The organism is Rhodococcus sp. PAMC28707 (assembly GCF_004795915.1).
In the GTDB taxonomy this organism is placed as follows: domain Bacteria; phylum Actinomycetota; class Actinomycetes; order Mycobacteriales; family Mycobacteriaceae; genus Rhodococcoides.
Map to the genome: position 1 here is coordinate 2,487,011 of NZ_CP039253.1, position 17,344 is coordinate 2,504,354.

A 17,344-nucleotide genomic window follows, 5' to 3' on the forward strand; every position below is an offset into this window, starting at 1 on the left:
ACATGTTCGTCAACTCCGCCGACATGTTCGTCAACTCCGCCGACATGTTCGTCGCCGATGCGATCCGCGGGCTCGTGGCGTCCACCGGCGACATTGCGTGGCACCCGGATCCAGGATTCCTATCCCGACGCGATCGAATCCCGCAAGGCCAGGTCGCCTTGTTGTCAGGCGGCGGATCAGGCCACGAACCGATGCATGCAGGCTTCATCGGTGAGGGGATGCTCACGGCAGTCTGCCCGGGGCTGGTGTTCAGCTCGCCGAACGCGCTGCAGGTCCATGAAGCGTCCAAGGCGATCAGTGCAGGCGGCGGCGTATTGCACATCGTCAAGAACTACACCGGCGATGTGATGAACTTCCATATCGCGCGGGAGTTGTTGCGCGAGGACGGTATCGAAACGGATTTCGTTCTGGTCGACGACGACGTCGCGACCGAACGGTCCGACGGTGACGGCCCCGGTCGCCGCGGGACTGCAGCGACGGTCGTCGTCGAAAAGGTATGTGGTGCAGCGGCGCAACGGGGTGACTCGCTCGATGTGGTTGCAGCGCTCGGTCGACGGGTGGTATCGAATTCGCGCAGCATGGCGGTGGCTCTGAGTCCGTGCACTCTTCCAGGTTCGGCTTCACCGTCGTTCGACCTGCCCGAGGACGAGATCGAATTGGGCATCGGTATCCACGGCGAGCGCGGAACCTCTCGCGTTCCGACGATGTCGGCGCGGGAGATCGTCGCCGAGTTGGCGGGCGCAGTGGTGGCTTCGCTCGCGCTCGAACGCGGCGCCACCGTGCTCGCGTTCGTCAACGGTCTGGGCGGTACCCATCCGCTGGAACTGCATCTACTGTTCGGTGAGCTGGCAGAGTGCTTGTCGGACAAGGGAATAACTGTAACTCGCGCCCTCGTCGGAAGCTTCGTGACGGCTTTGAACATGGCAGGCGCTTCGATCACGCTCGTCCATGTCGACGAGGAGATCCTCCAACTGTGGGATGCTCCGACATCCGCGCCCGGGTGGCCCAATGCCGCGCAATCGGAGTTCCGCGGCGTCGGCGAACGAGGTGGCTTCGGTCCGGGCTTCACCCCTAGCGTAACGAGCAGTGAGACAAGCGTATTCGTTGGCAAGTGGGTGTCGAGTTGGGTGCGGCGGGTGCTCGATGAAGAGCCGGCATTGACAGATCTGGACCGGAGGGCCGGGGATGGGGACTTCGGGACCAACATGGCCGCCGCGCTTCGTCGGCTCGATCTCGACAGTATCCGCGAAGAACTGCCGGCTGCAACGGTATTCGAGGCAGTGTCCGAGGCGTACCTTGGTCACGCGGGCGGAACATCCGGTGCACTGTTCGGGTTATGGTTTCGGCAGTTCTACCGTGAACTCGGTGAGACCGTAGACCTCGACGCCATCGTGCGCGCTGCACGGCACGGGCTGGACAGCATCACCGAACTCGGCGGCGCACAGGTCGGCGACAAGACCATGGTCGACGCCATTGCTCCTGCCGTGGCAGCGTTGGAAGAAGCAACGTCCCTGGTGGCCGGGCTCCACGCCGCCGCCGTGGCTGCAACGGGAGGTGCCGCATCCACCAGCGAATTGACCGCGAACCGCGGTCGCGCGTCGTATGTCGGCGAGGCGGCCCGCGGTGTCACCGACCCGGGCGCGCTGGTGATCGCGTGGTACTTCGAGGCCGCGTCGGAGGCTGCAGAGTCAGTGCTCGCCCAGTGAGGAGAGAAACACGCGCGCCAGTGCTTCGAGACCGGCTTGGTCGTCGGCATCGAACCGATTCGGTCTGGGGCTGTCGAGGTCGAAGACTCCGATCAACTTGCCATCGCGGGTGAGCGGAACCACTAACTCCGATCGCGTGGCAGCATCACAGGCGATATGTCCGGGGAAGGCATGGACGTCCTCGACACGCTGTGTCGTAAGGGTTGTGGCTGCGGCCCCGCACACTCCTTTGTCGAGTGCGATGCGCACACACGCAGGCTGCCCCTGAAACGGTCCGACCACCAACTCGACGCCGTCGTACAGGTAGAAACCGGCCCAGTTGACCTCGGGGAGCGCGTGATAGACCAGAGCCGAAATGTTGGCGGCATTGGCGATGCGATCCGACTCCCCGGACACCAGAGCTAGAGCCTGCTGCACCAATTGGGCGTACTGCTCGGTCTTGGTACCGGCAAGTGAGGTGGGGGTGAACGACATAGGCCGAAGTCTATTTCTTCGGAACCTTGCGCCCGGCACTGAGGCGACCTGCCGCGAACCCGACAGCGAACAGCACCAGCAAAATCAACCACAGTGGTGAGGTGACGTGCAGCCAGAACAGCTCGATGGTGGTGCTATACCGGTTCTGGGCGATGAATACCGCCGCGAGAATCACCAGGATGATGGATATCCAATGATTTCGGACGATGCCCAGTGCTCGATCTTTTCCCGACATACACCGGAAAGCTACCTTCTCAGAGCGACTCTCGGTGGCGAACCGCACACAACCCTCATGTCCACCGAACCCCGTCGCGGCCTACGCTCGCGCCGAGGACTACGAGATACAGCGACATTCCCCCGACTTGAATCCGCTGCGCGATACCGAGTCCGTACTCGCCTGGCAGGTTGTCGGCGATCATCAACCACGCAGTCGCCACCGACGTGACGATCAGAACTGCGGTGCCGGCAGTGCGCAGAAGCGGCATCGACCGGTACCGAAACGACGCTATCGTGAACGCGAGCATGGCGGTGAACACGGCAAACACTGCGATCGTGCTGGTGAGCGCATGAATGTGGTGCAACTGTGGAAAGAGACCGCTCGGCTCGACAGGGCAGCTGGGGTCGTTCTCGGCCACACACTCGATCGGCAATTGGGAATCTGCGATCGTGGCAATCCCGAAAATGCCGAGAGCGATCCAGCCGAGTGTCGTGAGGCGATGTCGTCGAATCCAACACAACCCCAGGACCGCGGCGAGGACGAGGAGCAGCCCGGTGATCAGATCGGCCGTGCCGAAGAATTCCTTGTAAGGCTGATCGGCGGCATCGAGCTCACTGAGAAACGAGTGCGCCGGATCCAATCCTGTGTCGAGGAAGAACTCCGCCACCCATGCCGAGTACAACAGTCCGGCGACTATCGAAATCACCATCAGTAGGGTGGCTCTCCGTCGCGTCACTCCCGCCACTCTAGTTCTCCGGCGGCGCGGAGCCGTCTTCGTCGAGCGCCCGAGTGACCTTGTCGGCTGCGTCTCGGGCCGCCTCGTGCTCCCATACGCGAACGACGGTCCACCCCGCAGCATCCAATCGGGAATCGGTATCACGGTCGCGGACCACATTGGCGGCAAGTTTGTCGGCCCACCACCGCGCATTGTTGCGGGGCGAGGTGGCGTGAACAGGGCAACTGTGCCAAAAACAACCGTCGACGTACACGGCCACTCTGCGTCGTGGGAACACGACGTCGGCGCGCCGACGTAAGCCCTTCAGCGGAGCCCGATCGACGAAGTACCGCAGGCCACGGCGATGGAGTTCACGACGCAGTGCCAGTTCGGGGCCTGTATCGCGCCGACGCTGCTTGCTCAGACGCGCGCTGGTTGCGGCATCGGTGCGGGGACGATCGGCCATATGAACTAGCTGTCTTCGCTGTCTTCGGGTTCGGACCAGTTGGGTGCAAATCGGTTTCTGCGCTCGACCTCACCGTGCACAAGTGCGACGAACTCATCGAACGACAATGTCTGGGCGTCGGAAGGACGTCCGTTCCGCGGTGGGGACTCGTCGACGTCGAAGAACCGAACCTCACCGCGATCGGGGCCGTCCGGCTCGTAGAGGCCGATGAACACCTTCTCGAACAGGTCGTAACGCGTGTCCTCGGCGCCCAGATCGACCCACATTTTCCCGGTCCCGCCGACGACTGGACGTTTTCCGCGGCCGGATCGTTTGGACAGCGTCGTCACATGATGCGCGAACGAGGACTTGCCGATGTCGCTCGCTTTCGCCGCATCTCCGTCGTCACACGTCGACAGCGGCTCGAACATGACCGCGATCAGGACGCTGTACGGCTGACGCTGATGCAACACCATTGCCTCACCGCGCAGTTCGTGATCGTTTCGGACGATGTTCTTGGTCCAACGCCCCAACTTGCCGGTCCTCGGGCTGTAGTCCTGGAAGCTGTAGGTCTTGATCGACACACACAGAATCAGGCCCAGCGTCGGGTCTAGCGCCTTGACGTCGAGTCTTTTACGGCCTTTTGCGACGTCGACCTGCGCTTCCTGGCCCATTCCCATCGCGTCGGGAGTGATTCCTGGATAGTGGGGTCGCAATGCGTCGGCCACCGTCTGCGCGAGATGGTTCGACAAGCGTTGGGCGTAGTTCTTCTTGTCGCTGCGGTCTGCGCTCGGAGATGGCTTGTCTCCGGCCAGCGTCAATGGTCGCGCCAGCGCAGGGGGGTCTGGAAACAAGTGATCGCTCATGCGGCGCGAGGTGTGGGGTGCCCGCCCATGCGGTCGAGGTGGCTCTCCACGTCGTCGAGAAAACCCGGAACGAATCGAAGGTTGCCCATCTTCGCGCGCTTGAGGAAGCCCGCGGTGGCCCGAGCGGACAACAACCGAGAGTCGTCGAGGAAGTCGCTGAGGTCCTCGTACGGCTCGTGCACCGGCCAGGTGGATCGGTGGACTCGGAACGAAGAGCCGTTGCGTCCCCAGGCGGCCGTCGGCCAGGCCTGCCCAGGTAAAAGCGGGGTGTCCTCGGAGTCGTCGTGCGGCTCCGGCCGATCCAGTTGCGAGGCGACCCACGACGCCATCCGCACACTGACCGCATTGCCGACGAGCTTCCACCGATGGCCGGCCCGTACCCCGGGCAGCGACAGCGCGGGCGCCGTCCAATCGGGGTCGAAGCCCTGCAGACGTTCGGCGCCGATGATGCCGGGTGTCACGATCTCCCCGGACGGCAACCGGATAGCAGGTGGACTGGCGATGCCGATCGAAGATCCGCCCTTGAGCGTCGGGACGGCATTGATGGCCCAACCGAGCCCACGCGTGCCCTCGGTCCAGTAGAAACCACACGGCTGCTCACTCGGGTCGCCTTCGGGCACGGGACCGGCGTCCTGCCCGAACAGCACCTCTCGCGGATCTTCGGTGCGCGAGGCCAGCATCAAAACACGCTGGCGCCGCTGCGGAAGCCCGAACGACCGAGCGTCGACGACGCGGTAAGCCCACATGTAACCGAGATCGGACAACGCGTCGGTGATGTGACGCATCGCCGCGCCCCGGCTCAGTTGCAGCATGAAGGGGACGTTCTCGATGAGGAGCCAACGCGGCCCCTGGCGTCGTTTGACGAGCCGAAATACTTCGTCGACGAGCCCGGAACGAGACCCGGTGATACCCGCAGTGAGGCCGGCCTGAGACAGGTCCTGGCAAGGGAACCCCGCCGCGACCAACTCGGTACCCGAAGGCAGCGATCGCAACTTCGTCACGTCACTGTGCACGGGAGTGTCGGGGAATCGAGCGCCGAGAACGGCCTGTGCGCCAGGGTCGATCTCGCACAGCAGTTCGGTGGACCAACCTTGCTCCGAAAGCCCCAACTCGAGCCCGCCGATCCCGGCGAACAGCCCGACCATCGATCGTGAACTCACGGGCACCCTTCTGTGAAGCTTGGAACTGATCGGCTTTTGGTACTGATCGGCTACTGGAACTGATCGAGAACCAAATTCATACAGAAGGTTACTCGAGACCTCCGACAGGTTAGGCGTGGCGCACGGTAAGGCGTACGAGTTCCCGTGCCGTGGAATGTGGCGGCCCGAAAATCGGTTGGTCGAAGAACTGTGGAGTGAAACCATTCCTCTGACAGTGCGAAGGAGTTTGAAGTGTCGACGAGTGTGCTCGAGCCCGAGACAGGGACGGTCGATTCGTCGTCCTCGAATCCTGAGGAACGCAGTTCGTTGGCCCGCTTTCTGCCGTTCATCGCACCGTATCGGTGGTATTTTTTCGTCTCGATCGCCGTGTCATTGGTGGCGACTCTCACTGGGCTGGCGATTCCACTCGTGATCCAGGGCGTCATCGACGGCCCCATCACCGAGGGCAACGTCGCGGGCGTGTGGTGGCCTGCAGCATTGATCCTGCTGCTGGGCACCATCGACGCCGTGGGTATCTGGATTCGGCGCTATCTGGTGTCGGGGCCGTCGAGTCAGTTCGAAATTTCGGCGCGGGCAGCCGTCTTCGAGAAGTTGCAGCGGCTGTCGGTGTCCGCGCACGAAGGCTGGGAGTCCGGCCAGTTGCTCTCACGCGCGATAGCGGACCTCTCGGCGCTACGACGGTTCGTCGCCTTCATCGGCCCCTTCTTGATCATCAACACGGTGACGCTGGTTGTCGGGTTGGGCGTTCTGTTCGTGCAGTCCTGGCAGCTCGGTCTCATCATGGCCGTGACAGCTGTTCCTCTGGTGATCATCTGCGCGCGGTTCGAGTCGCTCTATCGCGTTCTCGCGCGCGATGCGCAGGATCAGGCAGGCGACGTCACGACGACCGTCGAGGAGTCCATTCAGGGCATCCGGGTGCTCAAGGCGTTCGGCCGGAGCGCGCATCTGGGTCGTAGATTCCTTTCCGAAGCGGCGACGCTGCGGGGCACCGAACTGCGGAAAGTTAGATATCTCGCGATCCTGTGGTCGCTGATCGTCGGCATACCGCCGATCGGAATCGGGCTGATGCTCGCGTTCGGGACCTACTCGATCGTGGCAGGCACGATGACAGCAGGAATGTTGGTCGCGTCGATGGCCATCGTGTCTTTCCTGCTATGGCCGATCGAATCATTCGGATTTCTGCTTGCCGAGTTGAACAATGCACGCACGGCCGCAGATCGTTACTGGGAAATCATGGACACACCCGAGACGATCAGCGAACCTGTTGCGCCGGTGCCGCTTCCGGAGCGCGTGCATGGAACGTTGGCGTTCCATGGCGTCGGGTTCACGTTTCCCGACGCGTCGGCACCGCTGCTGACCGATGTCGACTTCCGGATAGAACCGGGCGAGACGGTCGCGCTCGTCGGGGTGACGGCCAGTGGCAAGACTGCGCTGACCAATCTGGTGCCGCGACTGTACGACGTGACCGCGGGTGCGATCACGATCGACGGTATCGACATCAGGACGTTGGCGCTCGGGGACCTACGCTCGGTGGTGTCGGTGGCGTTCGAGGATCCGGTCCTGTTCTCGGCGAGCGTGCGCGAGAACATCGCGCTCGGCCGGCCGGGCGCATCGGACGCCGACGTCGAGGAAGCGTTGCAAATCGCTCATGCCGTCGAGTTCGTGGGTCAGCTGCCCTGGGGGCTGGACACTCGAATCGGTGAACAGGGGATGAGCCTGTCCGGTGGCCAGCGTCAGCGATTGGCCCTGGCGCGGGCGGTGCTCGGCAAGCCGCGAATTCTGGTGCTCGACGACCCGCTTTCAGCGCTGGACGTCAACACCGAGGCTTTGGTTCAACACGATCTACGACGCGTCCTGACTCATTCGACGACGCTGCTGGTCGCGCATCGGCCGTCGACTGCTGCGCTTGCAGATCGGGTGCTGTATTTGGAGAACGGAAGAATTGTGGAACAGGGAACGCACGAGCGCCTTCTGGCATCGTCGCCGAAGTACCGCCACGTCATGGGTTCGATCGATGGCTGAGCAGCAGAAGGTCGGTGATTGGCGCGGCGTCGGCAACGAGGATTCCGACGTCGATTCGACGGGCAACCTGGTTCTGGCGGCGAGGTCTCGTCGACTGTTGGCGTCGTTGGTTCGCCCGTACAAGAAGCAGGCGCTGCTGGCGCTGACGGTCATCATCGTGGACAACCTGGCGTTCGTCGCCGGTCCTCTGTTCATCGCGTACGCGCTCGACAACGGGATCTCCGCTGCACAGGACGGCCGCTGGATGCCGCTGGTGTGGACGGTGCTGGGCTACATCGGTTTCGGCGTTCTCGGTGCGATTACCACGTACACGTTTCTGATCGTGTCCGGGCGGCTCAGTCAATCGATCCTGTTCGATCTGCGTAAACGCGTATTCGTGCACGCGCAGCAGTTGAGCTTGTCGTTCCACGAGAAGTACACCTCGGGCCGGCTCATATCGCGATTGACCAGCGACGTGGAATCGCTGCAGGCGTTGCTCGAAAGTGCTTTGAACGACGCATTGTCCGCGGTTCTGTCGATCGTCACCATCGCGGTCATTCTGGTGTATCTCGATGTACCGCTTGCGCTTGTGGTGTTGGCAGGCTTCGTTCCGCTGGTGCTGGTGACGCGGTGGTCGCAGCGCAGGCAACGCACCGGTTATCGACGCACACGGGTGGCGATCGCGAAGGTCGTCGTTCATTTCGTCGAGTCGATGGGTGGCATTCGCGCGGTGCAGGTCTTCCGCCGGGAGCAGCGCAACGATGCGATCCTCGAGGTCGAGGACAGTGAATACCGAGATGCGACGACGTCCGCGTTGCGCGGAATGGCGAGCTACACCGGCATCGTTCGGTGGATCGGCAATCTCACGCTCGTGATCATCGTGGTGTTCGGCAGTTACCGAGTGATCAACGGACACATGGATATCGGCGTGCTCGCGGCATACGTGTTGTATCTGCGCCGCTTCTACGGACCGTTGGACGAACTGGCGCAGGTGTTCAACTCGTATCAGTCCGCTGCGGCTGCACTCGAGAAGATTTCCGGAGTACTCGAGGAGGAGCCGTCGGTGCCGACGTCGAAAGATCCGGTGTTGCTCCGCTCTGCGCAGGGGGACATCGACTTCAATCATGTGCGGTTCGCGTGCAATACGGACCGCGTGGTGCTGCCGGAATTCTCGTTGCACGTGCCGGCTGGTCAGATCGTGGCGATGGTCGGTGCAACCGGTGCAGGAAAGTCCACTCTCGCAAAGCTTCTCGCACGGTTCTACGATCCGACAGAGGGCACGGTCAGCCTCGACGGAGTGGACCTACGCAGACTCGATGACGAGAACATGCGCGAGCACATCGTCATGGTGACCCAGGAGTCGTTCCTGTTCTCCGGCTCGGTCGCCGACAACATCAGACTCGGCAGGCCCACCGCCACCGACGAGGACGTGCGGGCAGCAGCAGATGCCGTCGGGCTCACGGCGTTCATCGCCACGCTTCCCGACGGAATCGACACCGACGTCCGTAAACGAGGGGGCAGGCTCAGTTCCGGGCAGCGGCAACTCGTCGCATTCGCCCGTGTGTTCCTGGCCGCGCCGGCGGTGATCGTCCTCGACGAGGCGACCTCGAGCCTCGACATCCCGAGTGAGCGGTTGGTGCAGCGCGCCCTCGAAACAATTCTGCGGGGGCGGACCGCATTGATCATCGCGCACCGCTTGTCGACGGTTGCGATCGCCGATCGCGTCCTGGTGATGGAGAACGGTGAAATCGTCGAGGATGGGACTCCGGATCAACTCATCGCCCGGCACGGCAAGTTCGCCGAACTACACCACGCGTGGGAAACCAGCCTTGTCTAGTCGCGAAGCGACCTAGGTCCATGGCGTGATGGGTGAGATAGCTTGGCTGCGTGCCGTTCAGTGCTTTCGAGGCCTATGCAGCCCAGGCGGGCCTGACCGCCGCCGCGGTGACTCCCGGGATGCACAACAGTGACTACGAGTCGGGCATTGCCCAGATCTGCGACGAGGTGTGGCATATCCGGACTGCGCGAAACACCCCCACCAAGCCGGGGGCTTTCGTGAGCTTTTGGCAGCGAGACACGGACGGAACGACGATGCCGTTCAGCGATGACGATCTCGCAGCGGGCTTGCTTGTCTTCGTGGAACAGCGAGGCCGACGCGGCGTGTTTCGGTTCACCTGCGCGCATCTTGCCGAACTTGCCATCACCTCAGGGAAGCGGCCGGGCAAGCGGGGGTTCCGCGTGTATCCGAGTTGGTGCACAGGGCTCAATACTCAGGCCTCGGCTACACAAGGTGCTCAGGCGTCCGCGTTTAAGGAGTATTGAACTCCGGCGGGCCCTATGTCCATGGCGTGATCGGCGGTTTCACCCACATGATCTTCTCGTCGGCGTGCTTCGGCTCGGCCGCGGGATGGTTCGGGTTCGCGAGCGCCCACGCGCACTTGCTGTCCACCAACTCGGCAGCAATGGTCCACGTCTCCATCGTGCTCGGCGGAGAAATGTCGGCTGCACGAGCGAGCTTGCGTCGAGCGGCGTCGGTCAGCCCGAGAAGCTCCTTGGCGTCCATGCCGCGTTCCCAGACGAAACGTGCGAGAGCCGTCGCCTTGTCCCGTCTACTTTTCGCCGCCTGGTCGGAGTGCGCGAAATCGAAGTCACCTGCAGTCACGACGACAACCCTAGTTAAGGTGAGCAGTTTCGAACATCAGGTTCGATGTAATCGACACCACCGCAAATGTGCCCGAAATGTCGGATTGAGACGCCTGGAACCGGCAGAACCAGGACTCCGTCAGCCGTACCCGGAGGATAAAAGTCGCTACCGCTTGTTCTAAAGGGCCACCTGTCGCTTACCGTAGTCGGGTGACCACTCCAGCCCCGGGTGAACAACGCGTTTCCCCCCCAGCAAAACCAGGTCCTTCCGCGGGCTCCACTCCAGAACCCCTGGGTTCGTCGGCGCTGGCCTTTCCTGCCATCTTGACGTGGCGGGCACCCGAAGCTCCCCGGATGGAGTCGGTACGCGTTCAGCTGAGCGGAAACCGCATCAAGGCAGCCGGCCGAATTATCGGCGGCGCCTGCGCGGAGCATCCCGCATTCAGCGCGTCGTACGACCTGGTGACCGACGAAGAAGGCGTCACCAGCAGGCTCTCGCTGCGAACATTTGTCGCAGGCGGCGAAAAGCAGGCTTCGGTGAGTCGCGACGACGAGGGTTACTGGATGATCGAGAACTCCTCGAACCATCAGCGGTCCACCTACAACGGCGCACTCGATGTCGACGTCAGCTTCAGCCCGTTCTTCAATACGCTGCCGATCCGCCGACTCGAGTTGCACACCGATGCCTCCGAAGTGCAGGTTCCGGTGATCTACGTCAACTTGCTCGACTTGTCCATCCAGCAGGCCGAACTCACCTACAGCAGTGGCGCCGACGGCATCCACGTTCTTTCACCGGTCTCGACATCCACGTTGAAGGTCGATTCCGACGGTTTCGTGCTCGACTACCCGGGGCTTGCCGAGCGGATCTGACGGATCACGCCGCCTATTCTTCCCGCGGAGCCGAATTTTTCGCGCCAATGATCATCACCCGGTTCGATGCCGGTGATGTCGAACCGCTGGTGCTCCTCGTAGAGGGTGCGCGCGCGATGCCCGGCTGTCACGAGCGTGCGCGTCGACCCGTCCGTCGTCAGTTCCTCGCGGGCCCGGGTCAGCACGTCGAGCGCTTCGTCGAGCGCTTCGGTGAGGGCGGTGGAGTTCGCCTCGCACATTGCACGAACCAGGGCTGGCGCCGTCGACGCGACGCGTGTTCCGTCACGAAACGAACCCGCTGCCAGCCCAAGCGCCAACGGACTGCCGGAGGCTCCGACAAGGGCGAGCGTCTCGGCCAGGAGATGCGGGAGATGTGAGATCCGGGCGACAGCGCGGTCGTGCTCGCCGCTTTCGACGGGCACGACGACCGAACCACAGTCGAGTGCCAGCGACGCCACCTCACGCCACACCTGCGGATCGACGCCGTCGTCGACGCCGACAACCCAGACTGCGTCGCGAAAGAGTTCCGGATCGGCAGCGGACCAACCCGACTGGTCGGTGCCGGCCATCGGATGCCCGCCTACGTACCGTTCCGACAAACCCCGTCGTGACACCGCCGCTGCTACCTCGGCTTTCACGCTGACGACGTCGGTGAGCGCATTGTTGGGCGCATGCTCTGCAATGGCAGCGAGGATTGCATCGACGGCAGGCATCGGGACCGCGATGACGATCAACGCACCGGCCTCAGCGGCGCGTGTGAGCACTGCGGTCAGATCGGTATCGGTGTCATAACCCGCCTCGACAGAGCCGGCGATCGCGTCGGCGGACCGGTTGTATCCCCATGCGATCCGACCACCTCGAACGGCAGCTTGCAAAACCGATCCACCGATCAGGCCGAGTCCGAGAACGCACACAGGAGCAGTAGTCACCCGAACAGATTGACACACCGATCCAAACGGGCTCTTGACGGCGGACTTCATTTTCGGAGGTCCTCACGACTACCGTTGCGCGCATGGCTGCACAGCGCGGGAGCAACAGCTCCGCCGAGGCGAAGAACGACGACGGTCCGAATAGCAACAGTTACGACGATCTGGACGGCTTCGGCGTTGCCGTCGTCAGGGAAGACGGCAAGTGGAGAGTGACGCCGCTACCGATGTCGGCACTGACGTCGTTGTCGGCGGCGGAGACCGAACTACGGGAGATGCGCAGTTCGGGCGCCGTATTCGGGCTACTCGACATCGACGACGAGTTCTTTGTCATTCTCCGGCCCGCGCCTTCGGGCACACATTTGCTGATCTCCGATGCCACCGCCGCGATCGACTACGACATCGCCGCCGAGGTACTCGATGCACTCAACGTCGATATCCCCGATATCGACCCGGATGACCTCGATGACATCGAGCCCTGGGAAGAAGGCAATCTTGCGTTGCTGGCCGATCTAGGCCTGCCTGAAGCGGTCCTGGGCATCATCGTGGCCGAAACCGATCTCTATCCGGACGAGCAGCTCGGTTCGATCGCAGAGCGACTCGGCTTCCCCGACGAACTCGCGGCCGTTCTGGACAAGCTTTCTCGGTAGTCCGGCGTGGTCGACGAGAATCTGATCCGAGCGGCATTGGCCGCTGCCGGGGATGCGTCCGATCGTGACGTTCCGGTCGGCGCAGTGATCTTCGACGCCGACGGACGCGAACTGGCCCGTGCCGCCAATGCGCGCGAGTCCACCGGCGATCCGACGGCTCATGCCGAGATTCTGGCGTTGCGGGCGGCCGCTGCTGTGCACGGCGACGGGTGGCGGCTCGAAGGGTGCACGCTGGCCGTGACCCTGGAACCCTGCACGATGTGCGCAGGCGCGCTGGTCCTGGCTCGTGTCGAAAGGGTTGTCTTCGGGGCCTGGGAACCGAAGACGGGCGCCGTCGGATCGCTGTGGGATGTCGTTCGAGACCGGCGGCTCACACACCGACCGAAAGTCCGCGGGGGGATTCTCGAGGAGGAGTGCGCTCGCACGCTGCGTAGTTTCTTCGCCCACGAACGCTTATGAAATTCTCATGTTTGGCGTCCGCACCCACGGGATAAGCCCTTGATGCAAGGGGCGCGGTACCCGCGCTCAGTAACTCCATTGCCTAGGAGGCACTAATGGGACTCGACGACAAGATCTCGAACAAGACCGAGGATCTGGGCGGCAAGGCAAAGGAAGCTGCCGGTTCGGTCACAGGCAACAAGGACCTCGAGAACGAGGGCAAGGGCGATCAGGTTTCTTCCGCAGTCAAGGACGGCGCGGAGAAGGTCAAGGACGCAGCCTCCAACATCAAGGACAAGCTCACCGGACACTGATCCGTCCACGCTGAGCTGGCGATTTAGTGTCGCGCCGTCACTGCGGTACAGTTTTCCGCGGTGGCGTGTCCGAGCGGCCTAAGGAGCGCGCCTCGAAAGCGCGTGACGGGTAACCCCCGTCCGAGGGTTCAAATCCCTCCGCCACCGCCAAAGCTCCCCACCTGCATCACGCAGGTGGGGAGCTTTTTTGTGCCTTCATCACGTGCCCTCCGCAACCACAGCTCCCGAAATCCGTGGCATAAAGCGTGAAATTGCTCTACTCTACCTAGAGTGACTAGCTAAACAGCTATGATGGCAAGTTTGAAGGGGGTTCGATGGCACGCGCAGGAGTGACGCTTTCTCGCTTGACCGAGGTTGCGGCCGATATTGCCGACGAGATCGGTTTCCAGAACGTGACAGTGCTCGCAGTGGCCCGCTCGTTCGGCGTCAAGGACGCGAGCCTGTACTCGCATATAAAGAACCTGCGAGATTTGCGCCAGCGGGTATCCGTGGCGTCCTTGTCCGAGCTTGCAGACCGTGTCTCCGACGCCTTGGCCGGCAGGGCGGGCAAGGACGCACTCGTCGCATTCGCGAACGCCTACCGCGACTACGCCAGGGAGCATCCGGGTCGCTACGCTTCGACGCAATTCGAGCTCGATCCGGATGTGGCAGCGGCCAGTGATGCCCGACGGCATTCGGCCATGTCGCGTGCTGTCTTGCGTGCCTACACTCTCGCCGAACCGGACGAGACCGATGCGGTCCGACTGCTGGGCAGCACGTTTCACGGTTTCATCGCACTCGAGGCTGCGGGCGGCTTCGCGTACACCCCGCGTGAGTCCGAGGACTCGTGGAAAAGGGTGCTCGACGTCCTTCACCACGCACTCGAACACTGGCCGACACTTACCTAGGAGTGATATCACCATGGACTCTGTCACCGAACAGGACATACGCGCATCGTTCGTCAATTGTTCCAAGGGCGACACGAAGCGGATGAGCCTTCCTCGTGACCTCGACGAGAAACGTTGGGAGGAGCTGGATTTCCTCGGATGGACCGATAGCTCGTACGCTGGCCGAGGTTATCTCGTCGTTCCGCGTCCAGCGGGTGTCATCGGCATCGCATTGCGTTACGAGACAACAGGATCCGACCGTGCCCAGATGTGCATGATCTGTACGACCACACATTCGCGGGGGAACGTGTCGCTGATGACGGCGAAAAAAGTCGGCGAATCAGGTCGACGTGGCAACACTGTCGGCACGTATATGTGCACCGATCTCGCCTGCTCGCTGTATGCGAGAGGTAAGAAGACTCCGGCGCTGGGCAATCGATACCGCGAGAACCTCACTCCCGAAGAGCGTGCGGGGCGAGTGCGGGAAAACATCGAATTGTTCGTCCAGCGGCTTTATCTCTGAGTACGGGTGAGCCTAGCGGTCGAAGTGCTTGGAAACGGCAGTTGCGTTCAGCAACTTCCGTTTCCAGCGGCGCTGAGTCCGCGCACGATTGCCTGCTGATCTTCTACCGACACCGTCGACCAACTCGGATTGGATTCCATTTTCGCTCTCATGCCCACGACGGACTGTTCCCTGTCAGCGGCACCTGTCGATTCCAACGCATCGATCGCGGGAAGAAAACGCTGGCAGATGTCGAGGTACAAGGCTTCACCATGCGGCATGTCGGTTCCTTCCGGCGGTAGAGCCACATTCGCCTCCGGTGCAGGCATCGGCTCGGGGGATGTGGGCGGCGTCGCGAGCCGAGGTGAATTTGCTCCCTCGGGCACCGGCTCTTGGGACTGCTTCGGCGTCGCGGCCGGTGGGCTATCCGCTGCGTCCGAGGGGCGGGCGGGAACCGAGGATGCAGTCGTAGTAGCCCCCGCTGTTACCGAAGACGTCGCCGAGGTTGCCGGAGCCGATGCCTCGCTCGACGAGTTCGACGCCTCCGAACTGCAACCAGTGAGCGCAAGAACCGAGAGCACGCCGACCCATATCATCCGCATCATGAACAAAGTATGTACCAGGGGAGTGGCTCGATCAGTCCAGCGATGCAGCGTGTTCGGCGATCGTGTCGATCGACGTCGACCACGCCATGGACGTGGGATCGACGAAGTCGCCATGCCCCAGACCGGGCAGAATCTCGAGCTCGGCAGAATCCCCCGCCAACCGAGCGGTCTCGACGTACACCTTGCTTTGGTTCACCGACACGGTCGCGTCGCTGTCACCGTGAATTGCGGTGACCGCGACGTCGGTCGGAAGATGGTTGATCGGCGACGCGATGCGATACCGGTCTGGAACCTGGTCGGGCATGCCTCCGAGGAATGCGGGGACGAACCTGTCGTGGCCGATGGTCGCTGCCCGCGTCATGTCGAGGACGCCGGCCATGATCGTCGCGCTGGCTGGCCGGATGCGTGGTTGCGCCCCCGGCGCGGACGCGTCGAGTGTGTGTCGGCCGGCGATCCACGCCGCAAGTTGCCCGCCTGCGGAGTGTCCCGCAACCTGTACGCGGTCCAAGTCCAATCGACCACCAGCGGCTTCCTGAACGGTGTTCGCAAGTGCTTCCGTTGCGTTGTCGACGTCGGCGAGGGTGTCCCGCCAGTCCACGCCGCGGCGATACTCGATGTTCCACACCGCGATTCCGCGATCGGCAATGGCCTTTGAAATGGGAGCGAAGTACGTCATGTCGTACTTCGCCTGCCAACCGCCGCCATGGACCATAACTACAACGGGGAGCCCGTCGACGCCGTTGTCGGGGAGATAGAGGTCGCCGATGTTGTCTTTGTCCGAACCGTACGCAAGTCTGATCGGTGGATCGGACAGCGCGGGAACCAACGCGGGCGATGGTGTTGGAAGTGCCTGCGGCGCTGGGGGCTGCTGGGTGGAGGTGCATCCGCAGAGAAGGGCGAGTGTCGTTATGCAAGTGAGGGTTCGTCCGAATCTCATCGGCTACCACCGGTCCAAGCGAGGAGTTCGTCGAGTGCCCAAGTGTTGATGATGCGTTCGGCCGGAACTTCCTGTTGCTCGGCTCGAATGCATCCGTAACCCTGCCAATCCAATTGGCCCGGCGCGTGGGCGTCGGTATCGATGGAGAACAGGCAGTCTCGTTCGAGCGCGATGTCGATGAGCCGCTCGGGTGGGTCCTGGCGTTCTGGTCGAGCATTGATCTCGACCGCAGTGCCGAACTGTTTACAGCCCTCGAACACCACTGCGGCGTCGAACTTCGATTCCGGTCGAGTGCCGCGCCCACCCTCGACGAGCCTGCCGGTGCAGTGACCGAGCACATCGACGTGGGGGTTGGCGATTGCGGTGACCATGCGCCGCGTCATGGTGTCCGAGTCGGCACGAAGGTTCGAATGCACGCTTGCAACAACGATATCCAGCTCGGCGAGCAACCCTTCGTCTTGGTCGAGGCTCCCGTCGTCGAGGATGTCCACCTCGATTCCGGTGAGGATGCGGAACGGTGCCAGTTGCTCGTTGAGTTCGGCGACGATGTCGAGTTGACGGCGTAAGCGCTCCGTAGTCAGTCCGTGGGCGACGGTGAGCCTCGGAGAATGGTCGGTCAGTGCGCAGTACTCGTGGCCGAGACTGCGAGCTGTTCGCATCATCTCCTCGATCGGGCTTCCGCCGTCGGACCAGTTCGAATGGGTGTGCAGATCACCACGCAGCGCGGCACGTAGATTGTTCTCGCCGATCGGTTGGGCCTCGGCGCGCTTCTCCTCGAGATATTCCGGGACCTCTCCTGCGACGGCCTGCCGGATGATGAGGGAAGTCTTTGCACCGATCCCCGGCAGGGCGGACCAAGAATCGGTTCTGTTGCGCTCCGAACGAGCAGCTTCGTCCAACGATTCCACGACGTCGGCTGCCCGTCGGTATGCCTTGACGCGGTGCGTGTCCGCTCGGGAGCGTTCGAGCCAGTAGGCGATCTCGCGGAGTGCTTCGATCGGGTCCATGT

At 62.7% G+C, this 17,344-nt stretch carries 21 protein-coding genes and 1 tRNA gene; 11 read left to right on the plus strand and 11 right to left on the minus strand.

Features of this window, described 5'->3' with window-relative positions:
• Positions 1–23 precede the first annotated feature (23 nt).
• On the plus strand, positions 24–1,706 hold the full coding sequence (locus tag E5720_RS11200; RefSeq protein WP_136172610.1) for a dihydroxyacetone kinase family protein: 1,683 nt from the start codon (positions 24–26) through the stop codon (positions 1,704–1,706).
• Here E5720_RS11200 and E5720_RS11205 read toward each other — a convergent pair.
• From E5720_RS11205 to dcm, 6 genes are read right to left on the minus strand one after another with little or no spacing between them, the layout of a single operon-like run.
• Entirely contained in the window at positions 1,689–2,180 is a 492-nt protein-coding gene (locus E5720_RS11205) for a GAF domain-containing protein (RefSeq protein WP_136170722.1), read from the minus strand. The two genes, E5720_RS11200 and E5720_RS11205, sit on opposite strands and share 18 nt — an antisense overlap.
• Positions 2,181–2,190: 10 nt before the next feature.
• Entirely contained in the window at positions 2,191–2,415 is a 225-nt protein-coding gene (locus E5720_RS11210) for a hypothetical protein (protein WP_136170723.1), read from the minus strand.
• Between the two features lie 55 nt (positions 2,416–2,470).
• A complete protein-coding gene (locus E5720_RS11215; protein WP_136170724.1) occupies positions 2,471–3,133 on the minus strand; it encodes a DUF998 domain-containing protein in 663 nt (220 codons plus the stop codon).
• Between the two features lie 10 nt (positions 3,134–3,143).
• Positions 3,144–3,578, minus strand: coding sequence for a very short patch repair endonuclease (locus E5720_RS11220; RefSeq protein WP_136170725.1), 435 nt, complete (start codon positions 3,576–3,578; stop codon positions 3,144–3,146).
• A gap of 5 nt (positions 3,579–3,583) precedes the next feature.
• Positions 3,584–4,423 (minus strand): hypothetical protein, encoded by an 840-nt coding sequence (locus E5720_RS11225; protein WP_136170726.1) that lies wholly within the window; start codon positions 4,421–4,423, stop codon positions 3,584–3,586.
• Complete coding sequence (dcm, locus tag E5720_RS11230) at positions 4,420–5,568, minus strand: DNA (cytosine-5-)-methyltransferase (protein WP_136172611.1); 1,149 nt, start codon at positions 5,566–5,568, stop codon at positions 4,420–4,422. The genes E5720_RS11225 and dcm overlap by 4 nt, the downstream gene beginning before the upstream one ends.
• A gap of 258 nt (positions 5,569–5,826) precedes the next feature.
• On the opposite strand from dcm, the gene E5720_RS11235 reads away from it, so the two are divergent.
• The 3 genes from E5720_RS11235 to E5720_RS11245 are packed head-to-tail and all read left to right on the plus strand — an operon-like array spanning position 5,827 to position 9,906.
• Complete coding sequence (locus E5720_RS11235; protein WP_247596318.1) at positions 5,827–7,605, plus strand: ABC transporter ATP-binding protein; 1,779 nt, start codon at positions 5,827–5,829, stop codon at positions 7,603–7,605.
• Positions 7,598–9,421: an ABC transporter ATP-binding protein gene (locus tag E5720_RS11240; RefSeq protein WP_136170728.1), complete on the plus strand. Its 1,824-nt coding sequence runs from the start codon at positions 7,598–7,600 to the stop codon at positions 9,419–9,421. Before E5720_RS11235 ends, E5720_RS11240 begins: the two co-directional genes overlap by 8 nt.
• Before the next feature lie 50 nt (positions 9,422–9,471).
• Positions 9,472–9,906, plus strand: coding sequence for a MepB family protein (locus tag E5720_RS11245; protein WP_136170729.1), 435 nt, complete (start codon positions 9,472–9,474; stop codon positions 9,904–9,906).
• Between the two features lie 13 nt (positions 9,907–9,919).
• Here the strand turns inward: E5720_RS11245 and E5720_RS11250 are convergent, their stop codons facing one another.
• On the minus strand, positions 9,920–10,246 hold the full coding sequence (locus E5720_RS11250; RefSeq protein WP_136170730.1) for a hypothetical protein: 327 nt from the start codon (positions 10,244–10,246) through the stop codon (positions 9,920–9,922).
• 335 nt (positions 10,247–10,581) lie between these two features.
• On the opposite strand from E5720_RS11250, the gene E5720_RS11255 reads away from it, so the two are divergent.
• Positions 10,582–11,097, plus strand: coding sequence for a putative glycolipid-binding domain-containing protein (locus tag E5720_RS11255; protein ID WP_136172612.1), 516 nt, complete (start codon positions 10,582–10,584; stop codon positions 11,095–11,097).
• Here the strand turns inward: E5720_RS11255 and E5720_RS11260 are convergent.
• A complete protein-coding gene (locus tag E5720_RS11260; RefSeq protein WP_136170731.1) occupies positions 11,070–12,077 on the minus strand; it encodes a prephenate dehydrogenase in 1,008 nt (335 codons plus the stop codon). The genes E5720_RS11255 and E5720_RS11260 overlap by 28 nt on opposite strands.
• 32 nt (positions 12,078–12,109) lie before the next feature.
• Here E5720_RS11260 and E5720_RS11265 point away from each other — a divergent pair, with 32 nt between their 5' ends.
• The 6 genes from E5720_RS11265 (at position 12,110) to E5720_RS11290 (ending at position 14,814) form a co-directional block, all read left to right on the plus strand.
• Positions 12,110–12,673, plus strand: coding sequence for a tRNA adenosine deaminase-associated protein (locus tag E5720_RS11265; RefSeq protein WP_136170732.1), 564 nt, complete (start codon positions 12,110–12,112; stop codon positions 12,671–12,673).
• Positions 12,674–12,679: 6 nt separating this feature from the next.
• On the plus strand, positions 12,680–13,132 hold the full coding sequence (locus tag E5720_RS11270; protein WP_136170733.1) for a nucleoside deaminase: 453 nt from the start codon (positions 12,680–12,682) through the stop codon (positions 13,130–13,132).
• Between the two features lie 95 nt (positions 13,133–13,227).
• Positions 13,228–13,425: a CsbD family protein gene (locus E5720_RS11275; RefSeq protein ID WP_136170734.1), complete on the plus strand. Its 198-nt coding sequence runs from the start codon at positions 13,228–13,230 to the stop codon at positions 13,423–13,425.
• Positions 13,426–13,484: 59 nt separating this feature from the next.
• Positions 13,485–13,575, plus strand: a tRNA-Ser gene (locus tag E5720_RS11280).
• A 164-nt stretch (positions 13,576–13,739) separates the two neighbouring features.
• Entirely contained in the window at positions 13,740–14,312 is a 573-nt protein-coding gene (locus tag E5720_RS11285) for a TetR/AcrR family transcriptional regulator (protein ID WP_136170735.1), read from the plus strand.
• A 13-nt stretch (positions 14,313–14,325) separates the two neighbouring features.
• On the plus strand, positions 14,326–14,814 hold the full coding sequence (locus E5720_RS11290; RefSeq protein WP_136170736.1) for an FBP domain-containing protein: 489 nt from the start codon (positions 14,326–14,328) through the stop codon (positions 14,812–14,814).
• 47 nt (positions 14,815–14,861) lie between these two features.
• On the opposite strand, the gene E5720_RS11295 is transcribed toward E5720_RS11290, so the two are convergent.
• The 3 genes from E5720_RS11295 to E5720_RS11305 form a co-directional block, all read right to left on the minus strand.
• A complete protein-coding gene (locus tag E5720_RS11295; protein ID WP_136170737.1) occupies positions 14,862–15,398 on the minus strand; it encodes a hypothetical protein in 537 nt (178 codons plus the stop codon).
• A 31-nt stretch (positions 15,399–15,429) separates the two neighbouring features.
• Positions 15,430–16,224, minus strand: coding sequence for an alpha/beta fold hydrolase (locus E5720_RS11300; RefSeq protein ID WP_247595917.1), 795 nt, complete (start codon positions 16,222–16,224; stop codon positions 15,430–15,432).
• Positions 16,225–16,331: 107 nt separating this feature from the next.
• Positions 16,332–17,342, minus strand: a complete 1,011-nt coding sequence (locus E5720_RS11305; protein WP_136170739.1) for a PHP domain-containing protein — start codon at positions 17,340–17,342, stop codon at positions 16,332–16,334.
• Positions 17,343–17,344: the final 2 nt, after the last annotated feature.